Consider the following 16,345-nt stretch of genomic DNA (forward strand, 5'->3'; position numbering starts at 1 on the left):
GCGCCCCCCAGGGGCCTCCCCACCCGTAGGCAGGGGAGGGATTGGCTGCCGCGATGGCATTCAATCACTTACCGGCAGGCGCGCACGACGCCTTCGGACCATTGTCCCGCACGCCGGTGACACACTCGCTTCCAATGGCCAATACTCACCGTCCCGGTCGGCCCACGGCACCCGAGGACCCGCGACCCACCCCCGACACGGTTCTGGACCGCCTCTCACGGGGGCCTTCTCGAGCTGCGCGCATCACCCATACGGAGCACTTGCCCCCTCGGGCGGGTCGTCATGCAGTCTGGCCCGACCGCATCCGAACGGATGTCGTAGCCGCAATTCAGGCCGCGGGGATCGACCATCCGTGGGAACACCAGGCCGCGGCGGCCGAGCACGCCCTGGACGGCGAGTCGGTGGTCGTCGCCACCGGCACCGCCTCGGGCAAGTCGCTGGCCTACCTCGCGCCGGTGCTCTCCGCCCTCGCGGACGGGGCGGAAGCGCCGAACGGCCGGGGCGCGACCGCCCTCTACCTGGCCCCGACCAAGGCTCTGGCGGCCGACCAGCGGCGCGCCGTACGATCGCTGGCCGCGCCCCTGGGCAACGCCGTCCGGCCCGCGGTCTACGACGGCGACACGCCGGTCGAGGAACGCGAATGGGTGCGCCAGTACGCGAACTACGTCCTCACCAACCCCGACATGCTCCACCGGGGGATCCTGCCCGCCCATCCCCGCTGGTCCTCCTTCCTGCGCTCGCTGCGCTACGTGGTCATCGACGAGTGCCACACCTACCGGGGCGTATTCGGCTCCCACGTGGCCCAGGTGCTGCGCCGGCTGCGGCGGCTGTGCGCCCGCTACGGCGCCGATCCGGTCTTCCTGCTGGCCTCCGCCACCGCGAGCGACCCGGCGGCCGCGGCGTCCCGGCTGACCGGCATCCCGGTCATCGAGGTCGCCGACGACGCCTCCCCGCGCGGCGAGGTGGTCTTCGCCCTGTGGGAGCCGCCGCTGACCGATCTGCGGGGCGAGAAGGGCGCCCCGGTACGCCGCACCGCCACGGCCGAGACCGCCGAGCTGCTGACCGACCTGGTCGTCCAGGGGGTCCGTACGGTCGCCTTCGTCCGCTCGCGGCGCGGCGCGGAGCTGATCTCGGTGATCGCCCAGGAGCGGCTCGCCGAGGTGGACCGGTCCCTTCCCCGGCGTGTCGCGGCCTACCGGGGCGGCTACCTGCCCGAGGAGCGCCGCGCTCTGGAGCGGGCCCTGCACTCCGGCGAGCTGCTCGGCCTGGCCGCCACCACGGCCCTGGAGCTGGGCGTGGACGTCTCGGGCCTGGACGCCGTCCTGATCACCGGATATCCGGGCACCCGGGCCTCCCTGTGGCAGCAGGCGGGCCGCGCCGGACGCTCGGGCCAGGGCGCCCTGGCCGTGCTGATCGCCCGGGACGACCCCCTGGACACGTATCTGGTCCACCATCCGGAGGCCCTGTTCCGCCAACCGGTGGAGGCCACGGTCCTCGACCCGGACAACCCGTACGTCCTGGCCCCGCACCTGTGCGCGGCCGCCGCCGAGCTCCCGCTGACGGAGGCGGACCTCGCCCTGTTCGGCCCGGCGGCCCGGGAGCTGATCCCGCAGCTGGAGGCGGCGAAACTGCTGCGCCGGCGGGCCACGGCCTGGCACTGGACCCGCCGGGAGCGGGCCTCGGACCTGACCGACATCCGGGGCGGGGGCGGCCGCCCGGTGCAGATCGTCGAGGCGGCCACCGGGCGCCTGCTGGGCACGGTCGACGAGTCGGCGGCCCACACCGCCGTCCACGACGGGGCCGTCCACCTCCACCAGGGCCGCACCTATCTGGTGAAGCACCTGGACCTGGAGGATTCGGTCGCGCTGGTCGAGGAGTCCAGCCCGCCCTTCTCGACCACCGCCCGCGACACCACCTCCATCTCCGTCCTGGAGACCGAGACCGAGATCCCCTGGGGCCCGGCCCGGCTCTGCTTCGGCTCGGTCGAGGTGACCAACCAGGTCGTCTCCTACCTGCGCCGCAAACTGATCACCGGCGAGGTGCTCGGCGAGGCCAAGCTGGACCTGCCGCCCCGCACCCTGCGCACCCGGGCCGTGTGGTGGACCGTGACCGAGGACCAGCTCGACGAGGCCCGGATCAACCCGGAGATCCTCGGCGGCGCCCTGCACGCCGCCGAGCACGCCTCCATCGGCCTGCTGCCGCTGTTCGCCACCTGCGACCGCTGGGACATCGGCGGGGTCTCCGTCCCGCTGCATCCCGACACCCTCCTCCCGACCGTGTTCGTCTACGACGGCCACCCCGGCGGCGCCGGCTTCGCGGAGCGCGCCTTCCACACGGCCCGCGCCTGGCTGACGGCGACCCGCGATGCGATCGCGGCCTGCGAATGCGAGGCGGGCTGCCCCTCCTGCATCCAGTCCCCCAAGTGCGGGAACGGCAACGACCCCCTCCACAAGCGCGGCGCGATCCGCCTGCTCACCCGCCTCCTCGCGCAGGCCCCACCCTCCTGAGCCCCCGGCGGTGCAGACCCCCGGGAAGGCCCGCGGGGGCTCGTGCGGCGGCCGGCCCTCAGCCTCCTGAGCGCCCGGCAGTGCAGACCCCCGGGAAGGCCTGCCGGGGCTCGTACGGCGGCCGGCCCTCAGCCTCCTGAGCGCCCGGCAGTGCAGACCCCCGGGAAGGCCCGCCGGGGCTCGTACGGCGGCGGCCCTCAGCCTCCTGAGCCGCCCGGCAGTGCAGACCCCGGGACGGCCTGCCGGGGCTCGTACGGGGCCCGGTCCGGTCCTCACTCGGCGGCGGGCAGGGGCGGTCCCGCCCGGGCGCTGATCGTCGGGGTGAACGGGCCCGTTGCGGGGCGGGCCACCACCTCGGCCACCTCGCCCTGGACCGTGCAGGCGGTCACGGCCGCGCTCTGGGCCCCGGCGACCCTGCGGGCCGCGGCGCAGGCGGCCTCCGGGCCGTGGGTCCAGGTCGCCGCCGCCGCGAGGGCCGCCAGATCGGCGACCGCCGCCGCGCGATGCCGGGCGACGACGGCCTGGCCGAGCAGCAGCACGCCGCCGAACACCGCCCCCAGCGCCGTGGCCACCAGCGCCGCCCACACCGTCGCCGAACCCCTGTCCCGGCTCATGGCGGCGGCCCCACGCTGTCTTCGGCCAGAGCCACCGCCTGCGCCCCGAGCCGCACCGGCAACCCGCCCGGGCCCGGCGCCGGCGCCGCCACCCGGACCCGCCACAGGTCCCCCTCTCGCTCCACTCCGACCTCCGCCCCCGGCGGGGCGGCCGCCCGGGCCGCGGCCACCGCCACGCCCGGCGGCTCCGACCGGGCCGCCGCCCGGGCTCCGGCCCGGGCCGCGTCCACACACCGGATCTGCGCGGCCGCCGCCATCAGCGCCCAAACCAGCAGGGCCGCGAACAGCACCAGCGCGGGGATCACCACGGCGGCCTCCGCCGTCACATATCCCCGGTCGCCCGGTCGCCGGCGCTTTTCCTCAGAACGGCACATCGAGCGCCTTTCCGATGGTCGACTGAAGTGCCGTGGAGACCACCTCGCTCGTCACCACCTTGTACAGAACGGCCGCGAATGCACACGCCGCGATCGTGCCCATGGCGTATTCGGAAGTGGACATCCCCGCGTCGTTCGCCCGACCGCTCAGCACGGACCGCAGGCGCAACCAGATGATCCTCATGACGACCTCCCGTTGATTTTCGTTCTCGACGTGATCTCAGTTGTGATTTCAGGCCCGGAGTTGAGGCCTGAGTTCATGCAGTGACTTCAAGTGCCCGAGAGGAGACCGGAGGCCATTCCGATCACCACCGGGGCCACTCCGACCGCGAGGAACGCGGGGAGGAAACACAGCCCCACCGGAGCGGTGACGAGCACCGCAGCCCGCTGGGCGCGGGCTCCGGCCTGCCGGGCCCGGTCCTCCCGGAGGGCCGTGGCCAGGCGGGAGACCGGCTCCGCGGCCGGAGCCCCCGTCCGGGCTGCCCGCTCCAGGCATTCCGCGAGCGCCCGGGCGCCCGGTATCTCCGCCAACCTCCCCCACGCGCCCCCCGGTTCGCCGCCGAGCCGGAGCTCCGCCCCGGCCAGCGCCAGCCGCTCGCCCACCGGGCCGCCCAGCGACTCGCCCACCACCTCCGCGGCCTCCACCGGCGCCGCACCGGCCGCCAGACAGGCGGCCAACAGATCTGCTGCAAAAGGCAGCTGACGCTCCACCTCACGGGGATCCACCCCGGCCGGCGGCGGCGTCCGCCGCAGCCAGTGCCACACCCCGATCGCCGCCCCGCAGCCGACCAGCACTCCCAGTACCCCGCCGATCAGCACCCAGGCCGCCAGCAGCGCCCCGGTTGGGCCTGCCCATGCGGCCACCGCCGCCCGTATCGCGGACCCGAACACCGGCGCCCGTCGCTCAGGCTTCGCCGACAGCAGCGCGGCGATCCTGTGCCGGGCTGCCCGCGCCCGGACCTGCGCCACCACCGCCGAGGCCGTGCACAGCACCGCCGCCGCGACGCACAACGCCGTCCCCAGCCTGTGGATCGCGAAGCCCGCCATCACCGCTCCCCCGCCCGTACGATCCGCCGGCACCAGAGCAGCCCCAGCGCCTCCAGCACCCCGCCCGCCAGCAGGCAGCCCCACCCGACCGGGGTGTGCAGCAGCACGCGGAGCGGATCCGCCCCGAGCCCGGTGCCGATCAGCAGGCCGACCAGCGGCAGCAGGGCGAGCACCGCCGTCGTCGATCTGGCCCCCGCAAGCTGGGCCCGCAGCGACTCCTGCCGGTCCCGCTCGGCCCGCAACGCCCCCTCCAGCCGGTCCAGTCCGGCGGCGAGCCCCGCACCTCCGTCCACTGAGATCCGCCAGCAGGCGGCCATCCCGGCCAGCCCTTCCGCGCCGGGCTCCCGTGACGCCTGCCGCAGCGCCGTCGGAACGTCGCCGCCGAACGCCGCGGCGGCCAGCACCCCCGCCTCGGCTGCGCCCGGACCGCCGGGGCCCGCGGCCGTCCGCCGCATCGCCGCCGTCAGCGCCTGCCCGGGCTGGGCCCCCGACCGGAGCTCGCCCACCGCGGCCCCGCACAGCGCGATCACCTCGGCGGCCCGTGCACTGCGTTCCCGCTCCCGCTGCCGGACCAGCAGCCACCGGCGCACCAGCGGCACCGCGGCCGCGCCCACCACGAGCGGGATCACCGACCCGCCCAGCAGCGCGACCACGAGCCCGGCCCCGAGGCAGGACCACTCCCGCCACCGAGCGGCCCGCACCCGTACGGCGATGAGCAGCCGCTCGCGGCGCAGCGGACCGTGGGGCACCACGGGCCCGCCCCCGGCCAGTACCACCCGGGCCCGCCGGGACATCCGGTCTCCTCCGGCGAGGGCCCAGGCGGCCGTCCCGGCGCACAGCGCCCCGGCGAACAGTGGCACCGGCACCGCGGCCACGCCGTTCACCGCGCACCCCGCAGCAGCGGGCGCAGCCGCTCCCAGCCCCGCTCCCGCGCGAACCCCCGGGCGGACCAGCGCAGCGCCGGCACGGTGACCACCAGCCCGGCGGCGTCCCGCTCCAGCACATGCACCTCGGCTACCCGGCGCCGCCCGGCCCGGTCCCGGACCAGATGGACCACCAGGGTCAGCGCGGCCGCCAACTGGCTGTGCAGGGCGGCCCGGTCGAGCCCGGCGGTCGTCCCGAGCGCCTCCAGCCGGGCCGGGACATGCGCGGCTGCATTTGCGTGGACCGTGCCACAGCCTCCTTCGTGGCCGGTGTTCAAAGCCGCCAGGAGATCGGCCACTTCGGCGCCCCGGACCTCGCCGACGACGAGCCGGTCCGGCCTCATCCGCAGCGCCTGCCGGACCAGATCCGCCAGCGTGACCAGGCCCGCCCCCTCCTGGTTGGCCGGTCGGGTCTCCAGCCGCACCACATGCGGATGGTCGGGCCGCAGCTCGGCCGAGTCCTCCGCAAGGACGATCCGCTCGCCGGGGCCGACCAGCCCCAACAGGGCGCTGAGCAGGGTGGTCTTGCCGGTGCCGGTCCCGCCGGAGACGAGGAACGACAGCCGGGCCTCGACCATGTCCCGGAGCAGCGACTGACCGCCGGGCGGCAGCGTGCCCGCCTCGACCAGCTCCTCCAGCGTGAACGCCCGCGGCCGCACCACCCGCAGCGACAGGCAGGCCGAGCCGACCGCCACCGGCGGCAGCACGGCATGCAGCCGAGTGCCGTCCGGCATCCGGGCGTCCACCCAGGGCCGGGCGTCGTCCAGGCGCCGGCCCGCGACGGCGGCCAGCCGCTGGGCGAGCCTGCGCACGGCATCGGCGTCGGCGAACGTCACCCCGGTCAGCTCCAGCCCGCCGCCACGGTCCACCCACACCCGGTCCGGGGCGGCCACCAGGACATCGGTGACCTCCGGGTCGGCGAGCAGCGCCTCCAGCGGGCCGGCCCCGACCAGTTCGGACCGCAACTCGGCCGCCACACCCAGCACTTCCGCATCCCCGAGCAGCCGGCCCTGCGCCCGCAGGGCCGCCGCCACCCGGGCCGGGGTCGGCTCCGCCCCGCTCTCGGCGAGCCGCTGCCGCACCGCGTCCAGGAGCACGGCGCTCATACCGCCACCCCCTGGGCGGGGCCGAGCGCCCGCCGCCAGAAGCCGTCGCAGAACCGGGCCAGCGCGCCCCGCCCCTGCCCGCCCGGCGGTTCCCCCTCGGCGACCCGCCCCGGCAGCCCCACCTCGACCGGCACTTCGCCGGCCAGCGGCACCCCCAGCAGCCCGGCCACCGACTCCGCATCGAGCCCGCCCGGACAGCGGCCCCGTACGACCACGCGGACATCCCGGGCCACCATCCGCACCCCGGCCGCGACCCGCCCCGCAGCGGCCACGGCCCGCAACTCGCCCGGCACCACCATCAGCACCAGGTCCAGCTGAGCCAGCGCCTCGGCCACGGCCTCGTCCACCCGACGGGGCAGGTCGACCACCACGACCCCGCCCCGGCGGCGCGCGGCGGCCAGCACGGAGCGCATCGCCGCGGGCGGGACCACCACCCGGTCCCCGCGGTCCCAGCTGAGCACCCTGAGCGCATGCAGCTCCGGCAGGGACTCCTCCAGCGCGCCGGCGCCCACCCGGCCCCGCGAGCCCGCGAAGTCCGGCCAGCGCAGCCCTTCGGCGCTCTCGCCGCCGAGCAGCACATCCATGCCGCCGCCGAGAGGGTCCCCGTCGATGAGGATGGTCCGCTCCCCGGCGCGGGCGGCCCGCAGGGCGAGTGCGCACGCGAGGGTGGAGGCCCCGGCCCCGCCGCTGCCGCCGATCACCCCGACGGCGAGGGCGGGTTTCCCGGCCCCTTCCACCACATCGGCGATGCGGTCGACGAGTCGGCTCTCCGCGTCGGGCAGGCGGAGGACCTCCTCAGCGCCGATCTCCACCGCCCGCTGCCATACGAGGGGGTCGTCCAGATCCCGGCCGACGAGCAGCACCCCACCACGGCGCGGAGCACCGCGCACCCGGCACGCGGCATCGTCCCCGACGAGCACGAGCGGTGCGGACTCCCATCCGACGCTTCCGCGCGCCTCCGCGGCGTCCCCGGAACCGCTTTCACCCCGCCCGCCGCTTCCGCCACCACCCCCTCCGCTTTGCTCCGGCACCGCATGGTGCACATGCGGCTCTGCGCCCGCAGCCGCGCACAGCCGCAGCAGATCGTCGAGCAGCAGCGGGTCCTCGGTGATGATCAGCGGCCGTCCGCCGGCGGGCACCAGCCCGCCCGGAGCGCCCAATGGCCTGATTTCGCCTGCTTCCACGCGCTCCGGCACTTCACACGACTTCGATCCAGCCACGATCTCCGCCCCCTTCTCACTGCAAATCCCAGCACCGCGGACTTCGCGGCTGGAATCACCGTGCAGCGATCCGGAAAAAGAAGTGGATCTTGCCCCAAAACTGTGGACAACAGTCGCCCTGTGAATAACCCCATCACCCCAACAGGTGAGTTCCAGAGCGCGGCGGAACGACTACGCAGCGTCACGCGTCTGAGGGGGTGAGGGCCTTCGCCACGCAGGGCCCGCCGAAGAAGGAGGGCTGCAGGAATGGTCACTTGGGGCCGAAGGCAGGGACGCGAACCGCGTCCGGACATGCGACGACCCCCGCCGGGGGGGAGAGCGGGGGTCGTCCCCACGGTCCGACTCGGGGGGGGAGGAGCCAGACCGGGTTAGCACGGTCGCGAACGATCCGTGACTTCCATGGTGTACCCGAGAGCCTTCTCAGGCAAACCCACGCGCCACACCTTACGCCGAATGGTGGGCGCATATGCTCGGGGCGTGGAAATCCAGCCCTTGCCGCACTCGTCGCCCCGCACCGCAGCCTTCTTCGACCTGGACAAGACGGTCATTGCGAAGTCAAGCACTCTGACGTTCAGCAAGTCCTTCTACCAGGGCGGCCTGATCAACCGGCGAGCCGTGCTGCGCACTGCGTATACCCAGTTCATCTACCTGGTCGGCGGCGCCGACCACGATCAGATGGAGCGGATGCGTGAGTACCTGTCCTCCCTCTGCAAGGGGTGGAACGTCCAGCAGGTGCGGGAGATCGTCGCCGAGACCCTGCACGACCTCATCGACCCGCTGATCTACGACGAGGCCGCTTCCCTGATCGAGGCGCACCACACCGCGGGCCGCGACGTGGTGATCGTGTCGACGTCAGGCGCGGAAGTCGTCGAGCCGATCGGCGCGATGCTCGGTGCGGACCGGGTCGTCGCCACGCGCATGGTCATCGGCGAGGACGGCTGCTTCACCGGCGAGATCGAGTACTACGCCTACGGACCCACCAAGGCCGAGGCCGTACGGGAGCTCGCGGAGTCCGAGGGATACGACCTCTCGCGGTGCTACGCGTACAGCGACTCGGTGACGGACATCCCGATGCTGGAGGCGGTCGGGCATCCGCACGCGGTCAATCCCGACCGGGCGCTGCGCAAGGAGGCGGTGGCGCGGGAGTGGCCGGTGCTGGTGTTCAACCGGCCGGTGCGCTTGAAGCAGCGGCTGCCCGGGCTGTCGATGCCTGCGCGGCCGGCGCTGGTCGCTGCGGCGGCGGTGGGTGCGGCTGCGGCTACCGCCGGGCTGGTCTGGTACGCCAGTCGGCGGCGGGCGAGTGCTCTGGCTGCCACCGCGTCTGCCTGACCGGGCCCGGGGCCGCCGCGTCTGCCTGAGCGAGTCCCGGGCCGCCGCCCCGATCCCGGCGGGCGGCCGGGTTCCCGCCGGACCCCGCCGGACCCCGCCGGACGGCCGGACCCCGCCGGTGGCGACCGGTTCCCGCCGGGCGGGGGCCGGTTCCCGCCGGGCGGAGGCCCGGTTCCCGCCGGGCGGCGCGCCGTTGCATGCTGCCGCTGCGTGCCGCCGCTGCGCGGGGCTCTCTCCTCGCCCCGCCCTTCTCCCGTTCACCGGACTCCGCCCGGACCCGGCCCTCAAACGCCGGGCGGGCTGGAAAAACCCGGGGCTCCACACGGACCGACGCCCAATCGCCGGCTCGGCCCAAAGACCCCAGCGCCACGCCCGGACCGACGCCCAATCGCCGGCTCGGCCCAAAGACCCCAGGGCCACGCCCAGACCGACGCCCTGATCGCCGACCCGACGCCCCCCAGCGCCACGCCCGGACCCGCGCCCTAATCGCCAGCTCGACGCAAAAGACCCCAGGGGCCCGCCCAGACCCACGCCCTGATCGCCGACCCGGCCCAAAGGCCCCAGAGCCACGCCAGGACCCGCGCCCTAATCGGCAGCTCGGCCGTGCTTCCGCCGATGGACCGAACTGCCGGCCCAAAGGCCCCAGGGACCCGCCCCGGACCCCCCGCGGCTCAAATGCCGGCGGGGCCGGACATGCCGCCCCGCCGGGGGTGGGCAGGCGGGTGGGCAGGCGTGGCTTCAGGCCGTTGAGCTGCGGAGATGCGGGGTGTCCGGTTCATTCCGAGACGTCCTGGAAAGTAAAAAAAGTGGGTAGGGGTTCCGCTTGTCACCGAAGCGGAGTACAAAGGAGTCAACGGCCCGCGAGACCAAAGAACATCCGAGAGGATCATCTTTAAAACGCAGTAAGGCCCACGGACCGAAGCATGAACGCCGAGCACCCACGCGACGTCGACCCGTCGATTACGGGCCAGCCGCACCAGGTGACGGGCAAAGTCCCCGACCTGATGGGCAACTTTCGAGGACGCTTGGTAACTGGGCGTAAATGCCAGCGGCGACACCAGAGCAAGACGGTGTCGCCGCAACCCTGTGTGCGCAGCCTTTACGCCGCGCCGCGCTGCAGGGCCTCGCAGACCGCCGTCGACTCGCGGACGCCGAGCTCGATCGCGCGGCCGCAGTGCGCGATCCAGGCCGCCATTCCCTCCGCGGTCCCGGAGACGTAGCCCTCGAAGGCCGCCAGGTACGCGTCGCGCCCCTGTTCCGCGTGGCCGACCTCCGCCGGGCAGATCGCCTTCGGGTCCAGACCGCTGTTGATCAGCACGATCCGCTCCGCCGCCCGCGCGACCAGCCCGTTGTACGAGCCGAACGGACGCAGCGCCAGCAGTTCGCCGTGCACCACCGCCGACGTGACCAGCGCCGGAGCCGAGCCGCCCGCGATGATCAGCCGGGACAGGCCGTCCAGGCGGCCCGCCACCTCCTCCGCGCTCGGGAGCGGAAGGCCGATCAGGGGCTCGTCCACCGGCTCGCCCGCCAGGCGCGGGCGGCCCACCACGTCACCCTCGGCCGTAGACCCCGACGCCACCAGGTGCAGGCGCGCCAGCACCCGCAGCGGCGACTGGCGCCAGATGCTCAGCAGCTGCCCGGCCTCCGCCGTCAGCCGCAGCGCGGCGCCCACCGTGCGCGCCTCGGCCTCCGCCCCGAAGTCGGTCCGGCGGCGCACCTCTTCCAGCGCCCAGTCCGCCCCGGACAGCGCCGCACTCCCACGGGCCCCGCGCAGCGCGGCCTCGGATGTGATCTCCCCGCTGCGCCGGCGCATCACCCGGTGCCCGTAGACGCGGTCCACTGCCTTGCGTACGGAATCCACGGATTCGGCGACGCCCGGGAGCGAACCCAGGGCGGCCAGCGGGTCAGAAGCGCTACTCATAAGTAAGGAGCCTACGCACTGGACCTGCTCGCCACCGACCCCTCCTTGGAGTGGTCTTCTTCACTTACAAGCGCCACGGAAAGCGACCGACAGACTACGCTTGGTGAACATGAAGATCGCTTTCGTGGGAAAGGGCGGCAGCGGCAAGACGACCCTGTCCTCCCTCTTCATCCGCCACCTCGCAGCCAATGAGGCCCCCGTCGTCGCGGTGGACGCCGACATCAACCAGCACCTGGGCGCCGCGCTCGGGCTGGGCGAGGACGAGGCAGCCGCGCTGCCCGCCCTGGGCGCGCACCTGCCCCTGATCAAGGAGTACCTGCGGGGGGCCAACCCGCGCATCGCCTCCGCCGACACAATGATCAAGACCACTCCGCCCGGTGCCGGATCGCGCCTGCTGCGGGTCACCGAGGACAACCCGGTGTACGAGGCCTGCGCGCGCACGCTGCTGCTCGACGGGGAGCCCGTACGGCTGATGGCCACCGGGCCGTTCACCGAGGCGGACCTGGGCGTCGCCTGCTACCACTCCAAGGTCGGGGCGGTCGAGCTCTGCCTCAACCACCTGGTCGACGGCCCGGACGAGTACGTCGTGGTCGACATGACCGCCGGCTCGGACTCCTTCGCCTCGGGCATGTTCACCCGCTTCGACGTGACCTTCCTGGTCGCCGAGCCGACCCGCAAGGGCGTCTCGGTCTACCGCCAGTACAAGGAGTACGCCCGGGACTTCGGGGTCGCGCTCAAGGTCATCGGCAACAAGGTGCAGGGCACGGACGACATCGAGTTCCTCCAGGACGAGGTCGGAGAGGACCTGCTCGTCACCGTCGGGCACTCCGACTGGGTGCGGGCGATGGAGAAGGGCCGGCCGGCGGCGTTCGAGCTGCTCGAGGCGAGCAACCGGCTGGCCCTGCAGGCCCTCCAGGACGCGGCCGACGACTCGTACGCCCACCGCGACTGGGAGCGGTACACCGAGCAGATGGTCCACTTCCACCTGCGGAACGCGGAGAGCTGGGGCAACGCCAAGACCGGGGTCGACCTGGCCGCCCAGATCGACCCCGATTTCGTCCTGCGGGAGACCGCCGACCGTGCGCCGGCGGCCCCGGACCTCGTCAGTCCTCGTCCGCACCCTCTTCAGCCGGCTCCGCAGCCGGCTTGACCCCGGCGGGGGCGGCCGGCTTGGCCGGCGGCCCCGCCGTCAGGAACTTCGTCCAGCCCTCCTTGGGTGCCTCGCCGACGTCGAGGCCGCGCATCCACTCCAGGACCTTCGGGTCCTGCGCGTCCAGCCAGTCGACCAGCTCGCGGAACGGCACGCAGCGGACCTCCTTCTGCGTGCACATCGACTGGATCGAGTCCTCGACGGCCTTCATGTACGTGCCGCCGTTCCAGGACTCGAAGTGGTTGCCGATGATCAGCGGCGCGCGGTTGCCCTGGTAGACCCGGTCGAAGGCCTGCTGGAGGCCTTCACGCATCTGCTCGCCCCAGTACGCGTGCTGCGAGGGATCGCCCTGGGTGGTCGTGCCGGACTGGTTGACCAGGTAGTTGTAGTCCATGCTCAGGGTGTCGAAGGCGCGACCGGGCATGGGCACCAGCTGGAGCGGGACGTCCCAGAGCCCGTCCGTCTTCTTCGGCCAGATCTGCTTGCTGATGCCGCTGGAGTCGTAGCGGAAACCCATGTCCTTGGCCGCCAGCATGAAGTTCTTCTGGCCTTCGAGGCACGGGGTCCGGGCGCCGATGAGCTCCTTGTCGTAGTTGAACGGGAGCGGGTCCATGCCCTTCAGGTCCGGCGTGTTGGTCTTCCAGTTCTTGACGAACGCCTTGGCCTGGTTGATCTCGCTCTTCCACTCCGGCACGGACCAGGTGCCGACGCCGCCGTCGGGGCCGCAGAAGTGGCCGTTGAAGTGGGTGCCGATCTCGTTGCCCTCGAGCCAGGCCGCGCGGACCTGGGTGGCCGTGTCCTTGATGCCCTGGGGATCGCCGAAGCCGATGTCGGAGCGCCCGGACTCGTGCTGCGGGGCCGTGTAGAGGGAACGTTTCTCCTCCGGGAGCATGTACACGCCGCTGAGGAAGTACGTCATCCGGGCGTTGTACTTCTTGCCGACCTCGCGGAAGTGCGAGAAGAGCTTCTGACTGTCCTCGCCGGCCCCGTCCCACGAGAACACCACGAACTGCGGCGGCTTCTCACCGGGCTTCAGCTTCTGCGGCTTCTGCACGTTCGGCTGCGCACCCGTGTACGCGGTCGAGCCGTCGCCGATGAGCCGGTTGACGCTGCCGGGGGCGGCCTCCGGGGCGGCGGCGCCCTTCTTGGCGTTCGGGCCCCCGGGCGACGGGGGTTTGGCGGGTTCCGAGGTGCTGCACCCGGCGACGCCCAGCGCCAGCGCCGTGGCGACCAGGCCGCCGGCGATCTTCTTCGTGGCGGCGATCATCCGCCCACCTCTCCTCGCGGTTCCATTGCGGGTCTTCCGCGCCGCAACGTCCCATGCGGTCCGCCGTGAAGATGATGTGACAAGCCGTACAAAATGCTTAATCACCCTTGAGTGCTATTTCGTAGGCTGTTTGCCCCCATTACCTCCCACGATCCTTTACTCTCCATTACCTTTCATTTACTGAGTGTTGAGACTCCCGCCGCTTCATCCCTCCGTAGAGGAGACGGGACCTATGACAGCCACCTCCCCCCTGCCCGCCGCCGAAGAGCTCGACAGCACGACCGACAGCACGCCCGACGGCAAGCCATGCGGCACGCCCGACGGCACGACCGGCAGCAACGCCGGCGACAAGGCCTGCAGTACGACCGGCAGCAAGGCCGGCGGCGCACCCCGCCGGGGCCACCGCGCCGACTTCCACGCCGATCTCTCCGCCTCCCTGACCGTCTTCCTGATCGCCCTGCCGCTCTCCCTCGGCATCGCCCTGGCCACCGGCGCCCCGCTCCAGGCGGGCCTGGTGGCCGCGGCCGTCGGCGGGATCGTGGCCGGACGCCTGGGCGGCACCCCGCTCCAGGTGAGCGGGCCCGCGACCGGACTGACCGTCGTCACCGCCGAGTTGATCCAGCACTACGGGTGGCGCACCACCTGTGCCATCACCGTGCTCGCCGGCTGCTGCCAGCTCGGGCTCGCCGCGCTGCGTACCGCCCGGTCCGCGCTCATGGTCAGCCCGGCCATCGTGCACGGCATGCTCGCGGGCGTCGGCGTCACGATCGCGCTGGCCCAGCTGCACATCGTCCTCGGCGGCACCCCGCAGAGCTCCGCCGTCGCCAACGTCGAGGGGCTGCCGGGCCAGTTGGCCCATCTGCACCCGGCGGCGCTCGGCGTCAGCGCCGTGACCCTGGTCGTCCTGCTCGGCTGGCCGCGGCTGCCCGGGCGGGTGGGGCTCGCCCTGCGCAAGGTGCCGGCCGCGCTCGCCGCCGTCGCCACGGCCACGGCGTTCGCCGCGCTGGCCGGGCTCACCCTGCCCCGGGTGGACCTGCCGTCCTGGAGCAGCCACGCCCTGCCCGGGCTGCCCGAGGGCCCCGTTCTCGGCATCATCGCGGCCGTCCTGACGGTCACCCTGGTCGGCAGCGTGGAATCCCTGCTGTCCGCGGTCGCCACCGACAAGCTGATCGCCTCCCAGCGGCGTACGGGCAACCGGCCGCCGCGTGCCGACCTCGACCGGGAGCTGCGCGGCCAGGGCGCGGCGAACATCCTCTCCGGAGCGCTGGGCGGGCTGCCCGTCGCGGGCGGGGCGGTCCGCAGCACGGCGAACGTCAAGTCCGGGGCCGCCACCCGGCGGTCGGTCATGCTGCACGGGCTCTGGATCCTGCTCGCGGCCGGGCTGCTCGTCCCGGTCCTCGACCTGATCCCGCTCGCCGCACTGGCGGCCCTGGTGATGGCGCTGGGCGTGCAGATGGTGAACGCCACCCATCTGCGTACGGTCACCCGGCACCGCGAGATCCTGGTCTACGCGACGACGATCGCGGCGGTGGTCCTCGGCGGTGTGCTGGCGGGCGTCGCCATCGGCATCGCCGTGGCCGTCGCGATGGCTCTGCACCGGCTGGCCCGGACCCGGATCACGGTCGAGGTGCAGGGCGGGGTCCACCGGGTGTGGGCGCGTGGGCAGTTGACCTTCCTCGCGGTGCCGCGGCTGAGCCGGGTGCTGAACCAGATCCCGCCCGGTGGGCGCGTGGTGGTCGAGCTGGACGGCTCGTTCATGGACCACGCGGCGTACGAGACGCTCCAGGACTGGCAGGACTCCCATCTGGTGCACGGGGGCTCGCTGGAGGTCACCGGCCGCTCCACCACGCGGTCGGCCGGGGCGAACCGGCCGGATCTCGCCGCCCAGGCGGATCGCGCTCCGGATCACGCCGAGAAGGCGGACCGCTCCGACCGGCCGGACCGCGTCGAGAGGTCTCCACGTGGCGGGCACCACTGCTGCCGCCCCTGGACCCCCTGGACGAACCACTGCGACCACCGGCCGGACGGCGGGCGTACGATCCCCGGCGCGGCCGTGGCACCCGACGCGGCGGAGGTGCTGGCGGCTGCGGAGACACCGGCCCCGCGCCGCCCGGGCGCCGGCCGGCTGGCCAGCGGGATCAGCGCCTTCCAGCGGGACACCGCGCCGCGCGTCCGCGACGAGCTGGCCCGGCTGGCCCGGGAGGGGCAGCGTCCCTCGCAGCTCTTCCTGACCTGCGCGGACTCCCGCCTGGTGACCAGCATGATCACGGCCAGCGGACCCGGCGACCTGTTCACGGTCCGCAACGTCGGCAATCTGGTCCCCCTGCCGGGCGCCGAGGCCACGGACGATTCGGTCGCGGCGGCCATCGAGTACGCCGTGGACGTCCTCCAGGTGGACAGCATCACGGTGTGCGGGCACTCCGGATGCGGGGCCATGCAGGCGCTGCTGAACTCCACGCCCGGGGCCCCGATGACCCCCCTGCGCCGGTGGCTGCGGCACGGGCTGCCCAGCCTGGAGCGGATGGCGAGCCGCCACCACGCCTGGGCCCGGATCGCGGGCCGGCTCCCGGCGGATGCCGTGGAGCAGCTGTGCCTGACCAACGTGGTGCAGCAGCTGGAGCACCTGCGGGCGCACGAATCGGTGGCCCGGCGGCTCGCGGAGGGCACGCTGGAGCTGCACGGGATGTACTTCCACGTGGGCGAGGCGCAGGCGTACCTGCTGTCCGAAGGCGAGGACTTCTTCGACTGCCGGGTGTTCGACAGCGTCGGACTACACGTCTGAATGATGACCGAACAGTGACCGAATCGCCGTCACCGGCCGATCCGGATCAAGGGCGCGGCTGAACCGATACCCTCCGGTGTCCGTGCCACAGAGTGGCCCCTTTCC

At 73.5% G+C, this 16,345-nt stretch carries 13 protein-coding genes; 4 read left to right on the plus strand and 9 right to left on the minus strand.

Annotated elements, in window-relative coordinates:
• The first annotated feature begins 53 nt into the window (after nt 1–53).
• The gene (locus ACZ5WG_RS08310; protein WP_468721603.1) at nt 54–2,507 is read left to right on the plus strand and encodes a DEAD/DEAH box helicase; all 2,454 of its coding nucleotides are present in this window, start codon (nt 54–56) and stop codon (nt 2,505–2,507) included.
• A 272-nt stretch (nt 2,508–2,779) separates the two neighbouring features.
• Here the strand turns inward: ACZ5WG_RS08310 and ACZ5WG_RS08315 are convergent, their stop codons facing one another.
• The 7 genes from ACZ5WG_RS08315 to ssd form a co-directional block, all read right to left on the minus strand.
• Nucleotides 2,780–3,121: an Rv3654c family TadE-like protein gene (locus ACZ5WG_RS08315; protein WP_468721604.1), complete on the minus strand. Its 342-nt coding sequence runs from the start codon at nt 3,119–3,121 to the stop codon at nt 2,780–2,782.
• Complete coding sequence (locus ACZ5WG_RS08320) at nt 3,118–3,495, minus strand: TadE family type IV pilus minor pilin (protein ID WP_468721605.1); 378 nt, start codon at nt 3,493–3,495, stop codon at nt 3,118–3,120. The genes ACZ5WG_RS08315 and ACZ5WG_RS08320 overlap by 4 nt, the downstream gene beginning before the upstream one ends.
• The gene (locus ACZ5WG_RS08325) at nt 3,482–3,679 is read right to left on the minus strand and encodes a DUF4244 domain-containing protein (protein WP_468721607.1); all 198 of its coding nucleotides are present in this window, start codon (nt 3,677–3,679) and stop codon (nt 3,482–3,484) included. Before ACZ5WG_RS08325 ends, ACZ5WG_RS08320 begins: the two co-directional genes overlap by 14 nt.
• An 86-nt stretch (nt 3,680–3,765) precedes the next feature.
• Complete coding sequence (locus ACZ5WG_RS08330; RefSeq protein WP_468721608.1) at nt 3,766–4,542, minus strand: type II secretion system F family protein; 777 nt, start codon at nt 4,540–4,542, stop codon at nt 3,766–3,768.
• Nucleotides 4,542–5,336, minus strand: a complete 795-nt coding sequence (locus ACZ5WG_RS08335; RefSeq protein ID WP_468722260.1) for a type II secretion system F family protein — start codon at nt 5,334–5,336, stop codon at nt 4,542–4,544. The genes ACZ5WG_RS08330 and ACZ5WG_RS08335 overlap by 1 nt, the downstream gene beginning before the upstream one ends.
• Nucleotides 5,337–5,422: 86 nt before the next feature.
• Complete coding sequence (locus tag ACZ5WG_RS08340) at nt 5,423–6,571, minus strand: TadA family conjugal transfer-associated ATPase (RefSeq protein WP_468721609.1); 1,149 nt, start codon at nt 6,569–6,571, stop codon at nt 5,423–5,425.
• Nucleotides 6,568–7,740, minus strand: coding sequence for a septum site-determining protein Ssd (gene ssd / locus ACZ5WG_RS08345; RefSeq protein ID WP_468722261.1), 1,173 nt, complete (start codon nt 7,738–7,740; stop codon nt 6,568–6,570). The genes ACZ5WG_RS08340 and ssd overlap by 4 nt, the downstream gene beginning before the upstream one ends.
• 543 nt (nt 7,741–8,283) lie before the next feature.
• On the opposite strand from ssd, the gene ACZ5WG_RS08350 reads away from it, so the two are divergent.
• Entirely contained in the window at nt 8,284–9,120 is an 837-nt protein-coding gene (locus ACZ5WG_RS08350) for an HAD family hydrolase (protein ID WP_468722262.1), read from the plus strand.
• A 1,099-nt stretch (nt 9,121–10,219) separates the two neighbouring features.
• On the opposite strand, the gene ACZ5WG_RS08355 is transcribed toward ACZ5WG_RS08350, so the two are convergent.
• Nucleotides 10,220–11,041: a Fic family protein gene (locus tag ACZ5WG_RS08355; RefSeq protein WP_468721611.1), complete on the minus strand. Its 822-nt coding sequence runs from the start codon at nt 11,039–11,041 to the stop codon at nt 10,220–10,222.
• Nucleotides 11,042–11,150: 109 nt separating this feature from the next.
• On the opposite strand from ACZ5WG_RS08355, the gene ACZ5WG_RS08360 reads away from it, so the two are divergent.
• Entirely contained in the window at nt 11,151–12,191 is a 1,041-nt protein-coding gene (locus ACZ5WG_RS08360; protein WP_468721612.1) for an ATP-binding protein, read from the plus strand.
• On the opposite strand, the gene ACZ5WG_RS08365 is transcribed toward ACZ5WG_RS08360, so the two are convergent.
• Nucleotides 12,145–13,458: a polysaccharide deacetylase family protein gene (locus ACZ5WG_RS08365; RefSeq protein WP_468721613.1), complete on the minus strand. Its 1,314-nt coding sequence runs from the start codon at nt 13,456–13,458 to the stop codon at nt 12,145–12,147. The two genes, ACZ5WG_RS08360 and ACZ5WG_RS08365, sit on opposite strands and share 47 nt — an antisense overlap.
• Nucleotides 13,459–13,690: 232 nt before the next feature.
• Here ACZ5WG_RS08365 and ACZ5WG_RS08370 point away from each other — a divergent pair, with 232 nt between their 5' ends.
• Entirely contained in the window at nt 13,691–16,240 is a 2,550-nt protein-coding gene (locus ACZ5WG_RS08370; protein WP_468721615.1) for a SulP family inorganic anion transporter, read from the plus strand.
• Nucleotides 16,241–16,345 lie beyond the last annotated feature (105 nt).

The sequence above is a fragment of the Streptomyces sp. NPDC032745 genome, from assembly GCF_055579465.1.

Coding starts and splice junctions, on each gene's coding strand:
- ACZ5WG_RS08365 (WP_468721613.1), bottom strand. CDS start 13,458: ATGATCGCCGCCACGAAGAAGATCGCCGGCGGCCTGGTCGCCACGGCG.
- ACZ5WG_RS08315 (WP_468721604.1), bottom strand. CDS start 3,121: ATGAGCCGGGACAGGGGTTCGGCGACGGTGTGGGCGGCGCTGGTGGCC.
- ACZ5WG_RS08335 (WP_468722260.1), bottom strand. CDS start 5,336: ATGTCCCGGCGGGCCCGGGTGGTACTGGCCGGGGGCGGGCCCGTGGTG.
- ACZ5WG_RS08325 (WP_468721607.1), bottom strand. CDS start 3,679: ATGAGGATCATCTGGTTGCGCCTGCGGTCCGTGCTGAGCGGTCGGGCG.
- ACZ5WG_RS08320 (WP_468721605.1), bottom strand. CDS start 3,495: ATGTGCCGTTCTGAGGAAAAGCGCCGGCGACCGGGCGACCGGGGATAT.
- ACZ5WG_RS08340 (WP_468721609.1), bottom strand. CDS start 6,571: ATGAGCGCCGTGCTCCTGGACGCGGTGCGGCAGCGGCTCGCCGAGAGC.
- ACZ5WG_RS08330 (WP_468721608.1), bottom strand. CDS start 4,542: ATGGCGGGCTTCGCGATCCACAGGCTGGGGACGGCGTTGTGCGTCGCG.
- ACZ5WG_RS08360 (WP_468721612.1), top strand. CDS start 11,151: ATGAAGATCGCTTTCGTGGGAAAGGGCGGCAGCGGCAAGACGACCCTG.
- ACZ5WG_RS08370 (WP_468721615.1), top strand. CDS start 13,691: ATGACAGCCACCTCCCCCCTGCCCGCCGCCGAAGAGCTCGACAGCACG.
- ACZ5WG_RS08310 (WP_468721603.1), top strand. CDS start 54: ATGGCATTCAATCACTTACCGGCAGGCGCGCACGACGCCTTCGGACCA.
- ACZ5WG_RS08355 (WP_468721611.1), bottom strand. CDS start 11,041: ATGAGTAGCGCTTCTGACCCGCTGGCCGCCCTGGGTTCGCTCCCGGGC.